The organism is Duganella lactea (genome assembly GCF_009857505.1).
Taxonomy (GTDB): Bacteria; Pseudomonadota; Gammaproteobacteria; order Burkholderiales; family Burkholderiaceae_D; genus Rugamonas; species Rugamonas lactea.
Genome location: NZ_WWCP01000011.1, coordinates 59857 through 72263, shown reverse-complemented (window position 1 = coordinate 72263; position 12407 = coordinate 59857). Strand labels below are relative to the sequence as shown.

The following is a 12407-nucleotide window of genomic DNA, read 5'->3' as shown; positions in this document are numbered from 1 at the left end:
TGATTACATCAGATGGCTTTAGCCAGAGCCGCGGCGATGCCGGTGTAGTTGGCCGGCGTCATCGCCAGCATCAGGTCCTTGGCTTCCTGCGGCACGGCCAGGCCGTTGATGAACTCCTGCAGCGCGGCTTTCGAAATGCCTTTGCCGCGGGTCAGCTCTTTCAGTTGCTCATACGGGTTGGCGATGCCGTAGCGGCGCATCACGGTCTGCACCGGCTCGGCCAGCACTTCCCAGTTGGCGTCCAGGTCGGCTTCGAGGCGGGCCGGATTGACTTCCAGCTTGTTCAGGCCGCGCAGGCAGCTGTCGTAGGCCAGCAGCGTGTAGCCGAGGCCGACGCCGATGTTGCGCAGCACGGTCGAATCGGTCAGGTCGCGCTGCAGGCGCGAGACTGGCAACTTCTCGGACAGGTGCTTGAGCACGGCGTTCGCCAGGCCCAGGTTGCCCTCGGAGTTTTCGAAGTCGATCGGGTTGACCTTGTGCGGCATGGTCGACGAGCCGATTTCGCCGGCCTTCAGCTTCTGCTTGAAGTAGCCCAGCGAGACGTAACTCCAGATGTCGCGGTTCAGGTCCAGCAGGATGGTGTTGGCGCGGGCGAAGGCGTCGAACAGCTCGGCCATGTAGTCGTGCGGCTCGATCTGGATGGTGTACGGGTTGAACACCAGGCCCAGGCGCTGCTCGATCACGTTCTTCGAGAACGCCGGCCAGTCAAACGACGGGTAGGCCGACAGATGGGCGTTGTAGTTGCCGACCGCGCCGTTCATCTTGCCGAGGATTTCCACCTGTTCGATGCGCTTGACGGCGCGTTGCAGACGGGCCACGACGTTGGCCATTTCCTTGCCCAGGGTGGTCGGGCTGGCGGTCTGGCCGTGGGTGCGCGACAGCATCGGCAGTTCGGCGTTGGCGTGGGCGATCTCGGTCAGCCGGGCGATCACCTGGCGCAGCGACGGCAGCATCACGCTGTCGCGCGCGGCCTTGAGCATCATGCCGTGCGAGGTGTTGTTGATGTCTTCCGAGGTGCAGGCGAAGTGGATGAATTCCGACGCCGCCACCAGTTCCGGCACGTCCTTGACCTGTTCTTTCAGCCAGTACTCCACCGCCTTGACGTCATGGTTGGTGACGGCTTCGATTTCCTTGATGCGGGCGGCGTCCTGTTCGGTGAAGTCGGCGGCGATCTTGTCGAGCAGCGCGCTTGCCTCGGCCGAGAACGGTTTGATTTCGGCGAAACCGGCCAGCGACAGCGCTTGCAGCCAGGAGATTTCTACTTTGACGCGGTGGTGCATGAAGCCGGATTCGGACAGGATCGGGCGCAGCAGATCGGTTTTACCGGCGTAGCGGCCGTCCAGCGGCGACAGCGCCGACAGCGTGGAGTAAGGAGTAGTGGTCATGATGGAAAGAGCGGAAGTTGAAAGAGCAGTCCGGGATTTTACCATTGGCGGACGGCCGCGCCGCCGATGTTATCGCCGATGTTATACTGAAGGCTATTGTCATTCCCTCCATTGTTCACTCTGTCGCTATGAAACTCATCGGTTCCCTCGCCAGCCCTTACGTCCGCAAGGTGCGTGTCGTCCTCGCGGAAAAAAAGCTCGATTACCAGTTCGAACTGGAGAATGTGTGGGCGGCTGACACCACCATCAGCCAGCTCAATCCGCTCGGCAAAGTGCCGAGCCTGGTCATGGAGGACGGCACGGTGCTGTTCGACTCGCGCGTCATGGTCGAGTATCTCGACACGCTGACGCCGGTCTGCAAGCTGCTGCCGCCGACCGGCCGCGACCGCGCCGACGTCAAGTGCTGGGAAGCGCTGGCCGACGGCATGCTGGACGCCGCCGTCAGCGTGCGCCTGGAGCGCACCATGCGTCCGCCAGAGTTGCAAAGCGAGGAGTGGATGGCGCGTCAGATGCGCAAGGTCGAGCTGGGCCTGAAGGCGCTGTCGGACAAGCTGGGCGATCAGCCCTACTGCACCGGCGTGCACTACTCGCTGGCCGACGTGGCGGTCGGCTGCACGCTGGGCTGGCTGTCATTCCGCTTCCCGGACATCGGCTGGCGCGACGACCACCCCAACCTGGCCAAGCTGTACGACAAGCTGTCCGAACGCCCGTCGTTCAAGGACACGGTTCCCGCCTGATGCCAAAAACCACGCCGCCGCCGGACGCGGACAGCGGCAGCGCCCAGCAGCGGCGCCTGCAAATGGCCGATATCGCGCGGCTGGCGGGTGTGTCCACCTCGACCGTGTCGCGCGCGCTGGCCGGCAGCAAGCTGATCAGCGAGGAAACGCGTAGCCGCGTGCTGGAGCTGGCGCGTTCGCTCAAGTACAACATCAATATCGGCGCGCAGAATCTGCGGCGCAAGCAGAACCGCACCGTCGGCGTGGTGGTGCCGTATGATCCGGCCACGCGCCAGCATCTGTCCGATCCGTTCTTCCTGTCGATGCTGGGCAGCCTGGCCGACGCGCTGACCGAGCAGGGCTTCGACATGCTGGTGTCGCGCGTCGACGCCAGCGAGCTCGACGCCGCCGCCGCGCCGTTCGACACCGGCCGCGTCATCGGCATTGTGCTGATCGGCCAGTGGCGCCATCATGACCAACTGAACCAGCTGGCGGCGCGTCACGTGCCGATCGTGGTGTGGGGCGCGCAGCTGCCGCAGCAGCTGTACTGCACCGTCGGCGGCGACAACGTGGCCGGCGGCGCGCTGGCCGGCGCGCACCTGCTGGCGCGCGGGCGCCGGCGCATCGCCTTCTTTGGCGACATCAACCTGCCGGAAATCGGCCACCGCTACGCCGGGCTGTGTCAGGCGTTGAACGAGGCCGGCGTGGCGGCCGATCCGCAACTGCTGGTGCCCGCCGGCTTCGTGCCGGACGGCGGCCGCCTGGCGGTCGAGGAACTGCTGGCGCGCGGCGTGGCCTTCGACGCCGTGTTCGCCGGCAGCGACCTGATGGCCATGGGCGCCATCAACGCCTTCCGTCAGCTGGGGCTGGATGTGCCGGGTCGCGTGGCCGTGGTCGGCTATGACGATATTCCGCTGTCCAGCTATTTCCACCCGCCGCTGACCACCGTGCAGCAGCCGATCCAGGACGCCGGCCGCGCGCTGGTGGCCTCGCTGCTGGAACTGACCGAGGGCCGTCCCGCGCCCTCGCTGCAACTGCCGACCCGGCTGATCGTCCGCGACAGCACTGTCTGATTTGTGCAACCGATTGCATAGAAGCCAAAAGGCATAACAAAAAAGTCTTTTGCAAGTTGATGCAATCGATTGCATAATGCGCTCACCTGCTCAAGAAAGCAGCAGACAACGATAACACTGGAGACAATTCATGCAACCACGCACCCTGAAACTGGGCGGCATCGCCGCCGCTGTCGCAACCGCCGTTCTGCACATGTCCGCCAACGCCCAGGAGGCCGCCGCGCCGGCCGATGGCCTGAACATGGAGCGCGTGGTCGTCACCGGCACCAGCACCGCTTCGTCCAAAATGAAAACCAGCGTCTCGATCTCGACGCTGGAAGCCGACACCATCAAGAACAGCGCGCCGCTGAGCGCGGCCGAAGTGCTGCGCTCGGTGCCGGGCGTGCGCTCGGAATCGTCGGGCGGCGAGGGCAACGCCAACATCACGGTGCGCGGCGTGCCGATCTCGGCCGGCGGCGCGCGCTATGTGCAGATCCAGGAAGACGGCCTGCCGGTGCTGCAGTTCGGCGACTTCAACTTCACCACGCCGGACAGCTTCGTCAAGATCGACGGCACGCTGGACCACCTGGAGGTGGTGCGCGGCGGCTCGGCCTCGACGCTGGCGACCAACGCGCCAGGCGGCATCGTCAACTTCATCAGCAAGACCGGCGAGGAGAAGGGCGGCCACATCGGCATCAGCCGCGGCCTCGGCTACGATGAAACCCGCTATGACTTCGACTACGGCGCGCCGATCTCGGACAAGACCCGCTTCTTCATCGGCGGCAACTACCGCACTGGCGAAGGCGTGCGCAACACTGGCATGAGTACCGAAGGCGGCGGCCAGATTCGCGGCAACATCACGCACGACCTGGACAACGGCTTCATCCGCCTGTCGTTCAAGCATCTGGACGACAAGGCGCCGACCGCGCTGCCGGTGCCGGTGCGCGTGGTCAACCAGCAGATTCAGGAAATCCCCGGCATCGATCCGCGCACGGTCAGCTTCTATTCGCCGTACTGGGTGCGCGATGTGGTGCTGAGCAAGGACAATACGCCGGTCTCGACTGACATCAACGACGGCCTGAAGGTGAAGAGCAATTCGGTGGGGCTGGAGGGCTCGTTCGATCTGGGCGACGGCTGGAACCTGAACAACAAGTTCCGCACGTCCAGCAACAGCGGCCGCTTTGCGGGCGTCTTCGCCGGCAACAACGGCGTCGCCGGCAACTACACCTTCGCCACCGGCCCGAACAAGGGCAAGGCCTACAACGGCCTGGCTTTCTCCGCCGTGGTGTTCAACACCTCGATCGACGACGCCGGCAACACGCTGAACGACACCAAGCTGTCCAAGACCTTCAAACTGGCCGACGGCAGCAAGCTGACCACCACCGGCGGCCTGTACCTGTCGACGCAAAAGCTGGCGCTGACCTGGAACTTCAACGAATACCTGATGCAGCTCACCGGCGCCAAACCGGCGCTGCTGCAAACGGCCAGCGCCACGCCCGGCCTGGTCGGCGCGGCCTTCGGCGGTTGCTGCTCGCGCGCGGTGGACATGGAATACAAATTCACCTCGCCCTACGTTAACGTCGGCTACGAGACCGGCCCGCTGAGCGTGGACGCCAGCTTCCGCCAGGACCGCCAGAAAGCCAACGGCACCGCCAACATCGCGACGTTGAACAACGGCGCGCTGCGCTACGACGCCGCCACCCAGCAGTTCGTCGACTATGAACTGAACCACAATTCGTACTCGGTCGGCGGCAACTACGCGTTCACCAAGAACCTGTCGGTGTTTGCGCGCGTCAGCGATGGTGTGGCCTTCAACGCGGACCGCATCCTGTTCGGCACCCCGCTCGATGGCACGGCGCCGATCGCCATCAACACCGTCAAGCAGATCGAGGGCGGCGTCAAATGGCGCAGCGGTGGCGTGAGCACCTTCGTCACGCTGTTCCAGGCCAAGACCGACGAGAGCAACTTCGAGGCGACCACCCAGCGCAGCACCTCCAACAAGTACGACGCCAAGGGCGTGGAGCTGGAGGGCGCCTACAGCAACGGTGGCTTCCGCATCACCGGCGGCATGACCTACACCGACGCCAAGATCACCGGCGCCGCGGCGGCGGACGTGGCCAACATCGGCAACACGCCGCGTCGTCAGGCCAAGACCATCTATCAGGTGGCACCGACCTACAGCTTTGGCGACGCCACCATCGGCGCCAGCTTGATCGGCACCGGCAAGTCGTGGGGCGATGACGCGCACACCATCGTGCTGCCGGCGTATGAGGTGGTGAACGCCTTCGTCAACTACAGCCTGACGCCGAAAGCCACGCTGTCGCTCAGCGTGAACAACCTGCTCAACAAGATCGGCTACACCGAAGTGGAAGGCGACGGTCACGCGGCGCGCTCCATCTCCGGCCGTGCCGCCAAAGTCAGTCTGTCCTATGCCTTCTAATGTAACGACGGACCGCATGCTCGCGGTCCTGCCCGAGGAACTGCGGCCGCAAGCCGTGCAGCGTCTGGCCGCCTGCGAACCGGTGCTGCGCCGGCTGCTGGCCGGATTGTACGGCCGGCACGCCGACTTCGACGCCTGGCTGGCCGAGTTGATGGCGTCACTGGGCGCGCTGTACGCGGCGCGTCCCGCCGGGCTGCGCGCGCTGGACGAACAGCGCGCGGCGCAGCCGGACTGGTTCCTCAGTCAGCGCATGCTGGGCTACTGCGCGTATGTGCAGAATTTCGGCGGCGATCTGAATGGCGTGGCCGAGCGGATTCCGTATCTGCAGGAGCTGGGCGTCACCTATCTGCACCTGCTGCCGTTCCTGCGCGCCCGCGCCGGCGAGAACGACGGCGGCTTCGCCGTGTCCAGCTTTGATGATGTGGAGCCGGCGCTGGGCACCAACGCCGATCTGGATGCACTGACCACGCGGCTGCGCGCGGCCGGCATCAGCCTGTGCTCGGACTTCATCCTCAATCACGTGGCCGATGACCACGCGTGGGCGCTGGCCGCCAAGGCTGGCGACGCGGCGGCGCGCGCCAAGTTCCTGGTCTACCCGGACCGCGAAATGCCGGACCGCTACGAGCGCACGCTGGGCCAGGTGTTCCCGCAGGTCGCGCCGGGCAATTTCGTGCCGGTCGACGCGCTGGGCGGCTGGGTGTGGAGCACCTTCTATCCGTATCAGTGGGACCTGAACTACGCCAATCCGGCGGTGTTCTCGGCGATGGCGGCGACGCTGCTGCGCCTCGCCAATCGCGGCATCGAAGTATTCCGCCTCGACTCCACCGCCTTCCTGTGGAAGCGCGAAGGCACCAACAGCATGAACCAGCCGGAGGCGCACCAGATCCTGCAAGCGCTGCGCGCGATCGTCGATATCGTCGCGCCGGGCGTGCTGCTGAAAGCCGAAGCCATTGTGCCGACGCGCGAGCTGCCGGCCTACCTGGGCAGTGCCGACGCGCGCGAGTGCCACATCGCCTATCACAGCAGCCTGATGGCCGCCGGCTGGGTCGCTCTGTCGGAACAAAACACCGGCGTGATGCGCGAAGTGATCCGCAATACGCCGGCGCTGCCGCCTGCCGCCACCTGGCTCAGTTACGTGCGCTGCCACGACGACATCGGCTGGAATGTGCTGCGCGCGGAAGCCGCTGCCGATGGCAGCGACGCCAACGCGCGCCTGGCGAGGGCCTCGCGCTTCTTCGCCGGCGCCGAAGGCAGTTATGCATCGGGCGCGGTATTCCAGAGCACCGATCCGAACGCCGCCCATGGCAGCAACGGCTCGGCCGCCTCGCTGGTGGGCCTGGAGCGCGCGGGCTCGGACGAGGAACGCGAGCTGGCCATGCGCCGCCTGCTGCTGCTGCACGGCGTGGCGCTGAGCTTCGGCGCGCTGCCGGTGCTGTACATGGGTGACGAGCTGGCGATGGAGAACGATTACTCCTACCTGGATCGTCCGCAGCACGCGATGGACAGCCGCTGGCTGCAACGCCCGCTGTTTGACGACGCGCGCTGGCAACAACGGTATGACATCGACGCCGGCGCCAACGTCGGCCGCATGTACCAGTCGCTGATCCGGCTGGTGCGCGCGCGTCGCCAGCATGACGCGCTGGCCGCCAACGCGCCGCGCACGCTACTGGCCGACGCGCCGGACAGCGTGCTGGCGGTGGCGCGCGGCGAGCGCCTGATTACCTTGTTCAACTTCTCCGGCGCGCCGCAGACTTACCCGCTGCAAGGCCGCTGGACCGATTGCCTGGACGGTGGCATAGTCGATGGCGCGCTGACGCTGGCGCCGTATGCGATGCACTGGCTGGAACGTGGAGCGACAGCATGAGCAAACATTCCATCGCCGTTTTCGGCGAGGCACTGGTGGACGATTTCATCACCGAACAGGTGGTGGGCGGTGCGCCGTTCAATGTGGCGCGCAACCTGGCGGCGTTCGGCGTCGCCACGCTGATGGTCACGCGCATCGGCGCCGACAGGAATGGCGCCGGCATCTGCGACGAGTTCACGCGCTTCGGCATGAGCGAGGCCGGATTGCAGGTCGATGAACGCGGCGCCACCGGCCGCGTGGTGGTCGAGCGCAATGCGGACGGCCATCGCTTCATCATTCTGCCGGATCAGGCTTACGATTATGTGGAGACCGCGCCGGCATTGGCGGCGTTGGCTGCGGCGCGGCCGCGGGTGATCTACTTCGGCACCATGGCGCAGCGCCACGAGCAGTCGCGCGCCACGCTGCGCGCGATGCTGGAGGCCTCCGACGCGCAGCGCTACCTCGATCTGAATGTGCGGGAAGGGCAGGTCACCGAGCGTATCGCGCACGAGTCGCTGAAGCTGGCCGACATCGTCAAGGTCAACGAGGACGAGCTGAAAGACCTGTTCCGCTGGTACACGCACACGCAGCCCGCCACCGACGCCGACAGTCCGGCAATGCGCGAGGCCTGCCTGACGCTGATGCGCACCTTCGGCCTGCAAGGGCTGATCGTCACACTGGGTGAACGCGGCGCGCTGTATTTCAGCGCCGACGGCGCGGTCGCCGCCAACCACGAGTGCCACGCGCCGGCGCGCATCGTCGACACCGTGGGCGCCGGCGACGCCTTCTCCTCGGTGTTTCTGTTCGGCCAACTGCAAGGCTGGCCGCTGCCGTTGACGCTGGCGCGCGCCAACGCGTTCGCAGGCGCCATCTGCGGCATCTCCGGCGCGGTGCCGGCGGATGCCGGCTTCTATGCGCCGTGGATCGCCAGCTGGCAGCGCGGCGCGGTGCGGCCGGGAGCGGCGTCATGAAGCCGCGTCTGTCGCTGTGGCAGATCGTCAACATGAATATCGGATTCTTCGGCATCCAGTTCAGTTTCGGCCTGCAGCAGAGCAGCATGAGCCCGATCTACAAATACCTCGGCGCCGACGAGGCCAGCCTGCCTTACCTGTGGCTGGCCGGACCGATGACCGGCTTGCTGGTGCAGCCGCTGATCGGCGCCATGAGCGACCGCACCATCACGCGCTGGGGACGCCGCACGCCGTACTTCCTGATCGGCGCCATTCTCTGCAGCCTTGGCCTGCTGGCCATGCCGTTCAGCCCCACGCTGTGGATGGCGGCCAGCCTGCTGTGGATACTCGACGCGGCCAACAACGTCACCATGGAGCCGTACCGCGCCTTCGTCAGCGACAAGCTCAAACCGGAGCAGCATTCGCTTGGCTTCCTGACGCAAAGCGCCTTCACCGGGCTGGGACAAACGCTGGCCTATCTGACGCCGTCGCTGCTGGTCTGGCTGGGCATGAACAAGGACGCGGTGAACAGCCGCCATATTCCGCACATCGTCATCGTCGCCTTCATGATCGGTGCGGTGTTCTCGATCACGTCGGTGCTGTGGACGCTGAAGACCACCAAGGAACATCCGCTCACCGAGGCGGAGCTGCAGGCGATGCGCGCGCGGCCGGCAGGCTGGCGTTACGCGCTGGCCGACATCGTCGACGCCGTGCGCGAGATGCCGTCGACCATGCGCCAGCTGGCGTGGGTCAAGCTGTTCCAGTGGTACGCCATGTTCTGCTACTGGCAATACATCATGCTGTCGCTGTCCACCACGCTGTATGGCACCACCGACCAGGCCTCGCAAGGCTTCCGCGATGCCGGCCTGCTGACCGGCCAGGTCGGCGCGTTCTACAACTTCATCGCGTTTGTCGGCGCGCTGGCGCTGGTGCCGTTCACGCGCCGCCATGGGCCGAAGATCACCCATAGCATCTGCCTGGCGCTGGCTGGCGTGGCCATGCTGAGCATTCCGCACATTCATACGCCGGCATGGCTGTTCGTGCCGATGATCGGCATCGGGCTGGCGTGGGCCAGCATCATGGGCAATCCGTATGTGATGCTGGCCGGCTGCATACCGCCGGAGCGCACCGGCGTCTACATGGGCATCTTCAATATGTTCATCGTGATTCCGATGATCATCCAGATCTTCACGCTGCCGCTGTACTACCGCAGCCTGCTGGGTGGTAATCCGGAAAACGTGATCCGCCTGGCCGGCGTGCTGATGCTGTGCGGCGCGGTCGCCGTGTTGATGGTGAAAATAAAAAGGCCGCAAGCGAGCTTGCGGCCTTTGAGTGATGCGGTGACGCCGACGTAATTAGTCGTCGCCGTTCATCTGGCTTTGCAGGTAGTTCTGGATGCCCACTTTGCCGATCAGGTCGAGCTGGGTTTCCAGCCAGTCGATGTGTTCCTCGGTGTCTTCCAGGATCATCAGCAGCAGGTCGCGCGACACGTAGTCGGCGGCCTTCTCGGCGGCGGCGATGCCTTCCTTGACGGTGATCTGTGCGCCTTTTTCCAGCTTCAGGTCGCAACCCAGCATCTCTTCGGTGTTTTCGCCGACCATGACTTTATGCATGGCTTGCAGATTCGGCAGGCCATCGAGCATCAGGATGCGGTCGATCAGTTTGTCCGCATGCTTCATCTCGCCAATCGACTCTTCCCACTCCTTCTTGCCGATTTTTTCCAGGCCCCAGTGCTTGTACATCTTGGCGTGCAGGAAGTACTGGTTGATCGCGGTGAGTTCGTTGGTCAGCTGAGCGTTCAGCAAACGGATAACTTCTTGGTCGCCCTTCATGGCTGTTCTTTCTGTGTTGGTTACGAATGGCGCCATTGTGCACGATTTTCCTCAGGATGTGTAGCGAATTTCCGATAATTTCGCCGAAATGGCCTCTAACTTCGGTTATTGAGAGCATTGGCGCAAATGAAAACTATTAGCATTCGTTATGCCGCAGTGTGTGGCACCCAACTGAGGGGGCCCCGGCGCGCCGTTACCATGGAAGCTCAACGAAAAGGAGCTTGCCATGGATTCCATCAACGCCCAGCAACCGGAGCACAACCACCAGGATCTCATCGGCGAAGACGCGGTGCGCAAGATCCGTGAATTCGTCGACAGCACGCCGGGCTGCTTTTTCTGCACCAGCGATGCGCAAGGCGGACCCGGCGACGCCCGGCCGATGACGGCGCTTGAGGTCGATGACCTGGGCAATCTGTGGTTTATCTCCGCCAGCGACAGCCTGAAGAATCAGGAGCTGGCGCTCGACCCGTCGGCCACGCTGTATTTCCAGGGCGCGGCGCATGCCGGGTTCATGCATCTGGAAGGCATCGCCACCGTGCTGCGCGACCCGGTCAAGCTGAAGGCGTTGTGGAGTTTTACGATGAAGACCTGGTTCAGCGGCGGCGAGGACGATCCGCGCATCACGCTGATCAAGTTCGCGCCGACTTACGGCTACTATTGGGACACCAGGCACGGCAAGGCCGTGGCCAGCGTGAAGATGCTGATCGGCGCTGTGATCGGCAAGACCCTCGACGATTCGATCGAGGGTCGCCTGGACCTGTGATGTGATTAACCGAGCTGGAAGTTGATGGGCACCAGCGCGTAGACGGGGATGGCCTTGCCATCCTCGACATGCGGTTTGTACAGCGCGCGCAGCACCGCCTGACGGCCAGCCTCGTCCAGATTGGCGGAGCCCGACGATTTCTGCACCGTCACCTGCTCCGCGTTGCCTTTTTCCCCGATCAGCACACGCAGCGTCACGGTGCCGCTCTCGCCCATGCGACGGGCGATGCTGGGATAGACCGGCTGCGGCGCGCGGATGTACTCCACCCCCGAGACTGTCTTAGGCGCGGCGGGCGCTGGCGGCGCCGGTGGCGCGGCCGTGTACGACGGCACGGCGTTGGCCGGCGCCGGTTCGCTCGGGCGCGGTTGCGGCGGCGGCAGCGTGATCGTCGGTTCGGTCTGCACGATGTTCACTTGCGGCAGCGGCGGAATGAAGGTCTGTTTCGGCGTGACCAGCGGCACTTCCTTCGGCTGCGGGGCTGGCTTCAGCGGCTCCGGCGACGCCACGAAGGTGACGGTGACCACTTGCGGGATGATGGCCTGCGTCACGCTGCGCAGCAGGCCCGAGTAGGCCAGATAAAAGACCACGGCGTGACCGACGATGATGGCGGTCAGCGGCGCCAGTTTGCGGCTGCGGCGTTTGAATTCCAGTGCGAAGCCGGCGTCGTCCGCGGACAGCGACGACGCCGTCCGACTGTAGCTCATTGTATTCATATTAGTTGGTGAAGACTGGACGTTTCAGCACAGTTTCCTGAAGGTCTGCGGCGGCGGCTTGCGCGGCCAGCTGTTCATTGAGGATGTCTTCCGCGCAGGAGAAGCATTGACCGCAGCACGTGGCCACGCCGAGAGCGTCACGCAGCTCATCCATCGACGTGATTCCAAATTCCATGGCTTGACGGATTTCGCGATCGGAGATGTTATTGCAAACACAAACAATCATTGATGCACCTTCTGGCTTGGGGATAAGGCTTCATTAAGACTTTTCTGACATGATTGCTAGCAACTTAATGCGAATCATTATCATTAAACGTATACTGCCGTAAACCGCAGCAGTATGCAAGCTAAATAGTAGTCATTCGCATTACCGTTTATAATGCTAGTATCTCATTCCATGCCGCAGCTATCTTGCCAGCGGCAATTTCGACCGGATTTGCTCATGACGCACGCTGTTCCCCCGATGACCCTGGATGCACTGACGGTTGGCGCCACCGCCACCGTGGTGCGCGTTTTTGCCGGCGAGCCCGCCGATGACGGCGTCAGCCTGTCGCGCCGCCTGATGGAGCTGGGCTTTGTGCCCGGCGAAAAAATCCGCATGCTCAAGCGCGGCATGCCGGGCGGTGAGCCGTTGGCGATCAGGGTCGGCAACTCCACTTTTGCGTTGCGCCGCTTTGAAGCCGCGCTGGTCTCGATTCAACCGGAATAACAAT

The 12407-nt window shown here is 64.2% G+C and carries 12 protein-coding genes; 8 read left to right on the top strand and 4 right to left on the bottom strand.

Annotation, left to right across the window (positions count from 1 at the left end; genetic code table 11):
• Positions 1–8 precede the first annotated feature (8 nt).
• The gene (gene purB / locus GTP44_RS11485) at positions 9–1385 is read right to left on the bottom strand and encodes an adenylosuccinate lyase (protein ID WP_161019532.1); all 1377 of its coding nucleotides are present in this window, start codon (positions 1383–1385) and stop codon (positions 9–11) included.
• Between the two features lie 128 nt (positions 1386–1513).
• Between purB and GTP44_RS11480 the strand changes: the two genes are divergently transcribed.
• The 6 genes from GTP44_RS11480 to GTP44_RS11455 all read left to right on the top strand — a co-directional run bounded on the left by GTP44_RS11480 (position 1514) and on the right by GTP44_RS11455 (position 9741).
• Positions 1514–2122 (top strand): glutathione S-transferase N-terminal domain-containing protein, encoded by a 609-nt coding sequence (locus tag GTP44_RS11480; protein ID WP_161019531.1) that lies wholly within the window; start codon positions 1514–1516, stop codon positions 2120–2122.
• On the top strand, positions 2122–3174 hold the full coding sequence (locus GTP44_RS11475; RefSeq protein ID WP_161019530.1) for a LacI family DNA-binding transcriptional regulator: 1053 nt from the start codon (positions 2122–2124) through the stop codon (positions 3172–3174). The genes GTP44_RS11480 and GTP44_RS11475 overlap by 1 nt, the downstream gene beginning before the upstream one ends.
• 130 nt (positions 3175–3304) lie before the next feature.
• On the top strand, positions 3305–5593 hold the full coding sequence (locus GTP44_RS11470; protein ID WP_161019529.1) for a TonB-dependent receptor: 2289 nt from the start codon (positions 3305–3307) through the stop codon (positions 5591–5593).
• A gap of 16 nt (positions 5594–5609) precedes the next feature.
• Positions 5610–7457: an alpha-amylase family glycosyl hydrolase gene (locus tag GTP44_RS11465; protein WP_161019528.1), complete on the top strand. Its 1848-nt coding sequence runs from the start codon at positions 5610–5612 to the stop codon at positions 7455–7457.
• Entirely contained in the window at positions 7454–8407 is a 954-nt protein-coding gene (locus GTP44_RS11460; RefSeq protein ID WP_161019527.1) for a PfkB family carbohydrate kinase, read from the top strand. Before GTP44_RS11465 ends, GTP44_RS11460 begins: the two co-directional genes overlap by 4 nt.
• Positions 8404–9741 carry an MFS transporter gene (locus GTP44_RS11455; protein WP_161019526.1) on the top strand — a complete coding sequence of 446 codons (1338 nt, stop codon included), beginning with the start codon at positions 8404–8406 and terminating at the stop codon, positions 9739–9741. The genes GTP44_RS11460 and GTP44_RS11455 overlap by 4 nt, the downstream gene beginning before the upstream one ends.
• On the opposite strand, the gene bfr is transcribed toward GTP44_RS11455, so the two are convergent.
• Positions 9742–10218 carry a bacterioferritin gene (bfr, locus tag GTP44_RS11450; RefSeq protein WP_160989060.1) on the bottom strand — a complete coding sequence of 159 codons (477 nt, stop codon included), beginning with the start codon at positions 10216–10218 and terminating at the stop codon, positions 9742–9744.
• A gap of 226 nt (positions 10219–10444) precedes the next feature.
• On the opposite strand from bfr, the gene GTP44_RS11445 reads away from it, so the two are divergent.
• Positions 10445–10981, top strand: coding sequence for a pyridoxamine 5'-phosphate oxidase family protein (locus GTP44_RS11445; RefSeq protein ID WP_161019525.1), 537 nt, complete (start codon positions 10445–10447; stop codon positions 10979–10981).
• Between the two features lie 5 nt (positions 10982–10986).
• On the opposite strand, the gene GTP44_RS11440 is transcribed toward GTP44_RS11445, so the two are convergent.
• Together GTP44_RS11440 and GTP44_RS11435 are read right to left on the bottom strand one after the other, a co-directional pair.
• Entirely contained in the window at positions 10987–11685 is a 699-nt protein-coding gene (locus GTP44_RS11440) for an energy transducer TonB (RefSeq protein WP_308494337.1), read from the bottom strand.
• Positions 11686–11695: 10 nt separating this feature from the next.
• Positions 11696–11920: a (2Fe-2S)-binding protein gene (locus GTP44_RS11435; protein WP_161019524.1), complete on the bottom strand. Its 225-nt coding sequence runs from the start codon at positions 11918–11920 to the stop codon at positions 11696–11698.
• 216 nt (positions 11921–12136) lie between these two features.
• On the opposite strand from GTP44_RS11435, the gene GTP44_RS11430 reads away from it, so the two are divergent.
• Positions 12137–12403: a FeoA family protein gene (locus tag GTP44_RS11430; RefSeq protein ID WP_161019523.1), complete on the top strand. Its 267-nt coding sequence runs from the start codon at positions 12137–12139 to the stop codon at positions 12401–12403.
• Positions 12404–12407: the final 4 nt, after the last annotated feature.

Excerpts from the sequence above, each read along its gene's own strand:
- purB (WP_161019532.1), bottom strand. The coding sequence starts at position 1,385 with ATGACCACTACTCCTTACTCCACGCTGTCGGCGCTGTCGCCGCTGGAC.
- GTP44_RS11480 (WP_161019531.1), top strand. The coding sequence starts at position 1,514 with ATGAAACTCATCGGTTCCCTCGCCAGCCCTTACGTCCGCAAGGTGCGT.
- GTP44_RS11475 (WP_161019530.1), top strand. The coding sequence starts at position 2,122 with ATGCCAAAAACCACGCCGCCGCCGGACGCGGACAGCGGCAGCGCCCAG.
- GTP44_RS11470 (WP_161019529.1), top strand. The coding sequence starts at position 3,305 with ATGCAACCACGCACCCTGAAACTGGGCGGCATCGCCGCCGCTGTCGCA.
- GTP44_RS11465 (WP_161019528.1), top strand. The coding sequence starts at position 5,610 with ATGCTCGCGGTCCTGCCCGAGGAACTGCGGCCGCAAGCCGTGCAGCGT.
- GTP44_RS11460 (WP_161019527.1), top strand. The coding sequence starts at position 7,454 with ATGAGCAAACATTCCATCGCCGTTTTCGGCGAGGCACTGGTGGACGAT.
- GTP44_RS11455 (WP_161019526.1), top strand. The coding sequence starts at position 8,404 with ATGAAGCCGCGTCTGTCGCTGTGGCAGATCGTCAACATGAATATCGGA.
- bfr (WP_160989060.1), bottom strand. The coding sequence starts at position 10,218 with ATGAAGGGCGACCAAGAAGTTATCCGTTTGCTGAACGCTCAGCTGACC.
- GTP44_RS11445 (WP_161019525.1), top strand. The coding sequence starts at position 10,445 with ATGGATTCCATCAACGCCCAGCAACCGGAGCACAACCACCAGGATCTC.
- GTP44_RS11440 (WP_308494337.1), bottom strand. The coding sequence starts at position 11,685 with ATGAGCTACAGTCGGACGGCGTCGTCGCTGTCCGCGGACGACGCCGGC.
- GTP44_RS11435 (WP_161019524.1), bottom strand. The coding sequence starts at position 11,920 with ATGATTGTTTGTGTTTGCAATAACATCTCCGATCGCGAAATCCGTCAA.
- GTP44_RS11430 (WP_161019523.1), top strand. The coding sequence starts at position 12,137 with ATGACGCACGCTGTTCCCCCGATGACCCTGGATGCACTGACGGTTGGC.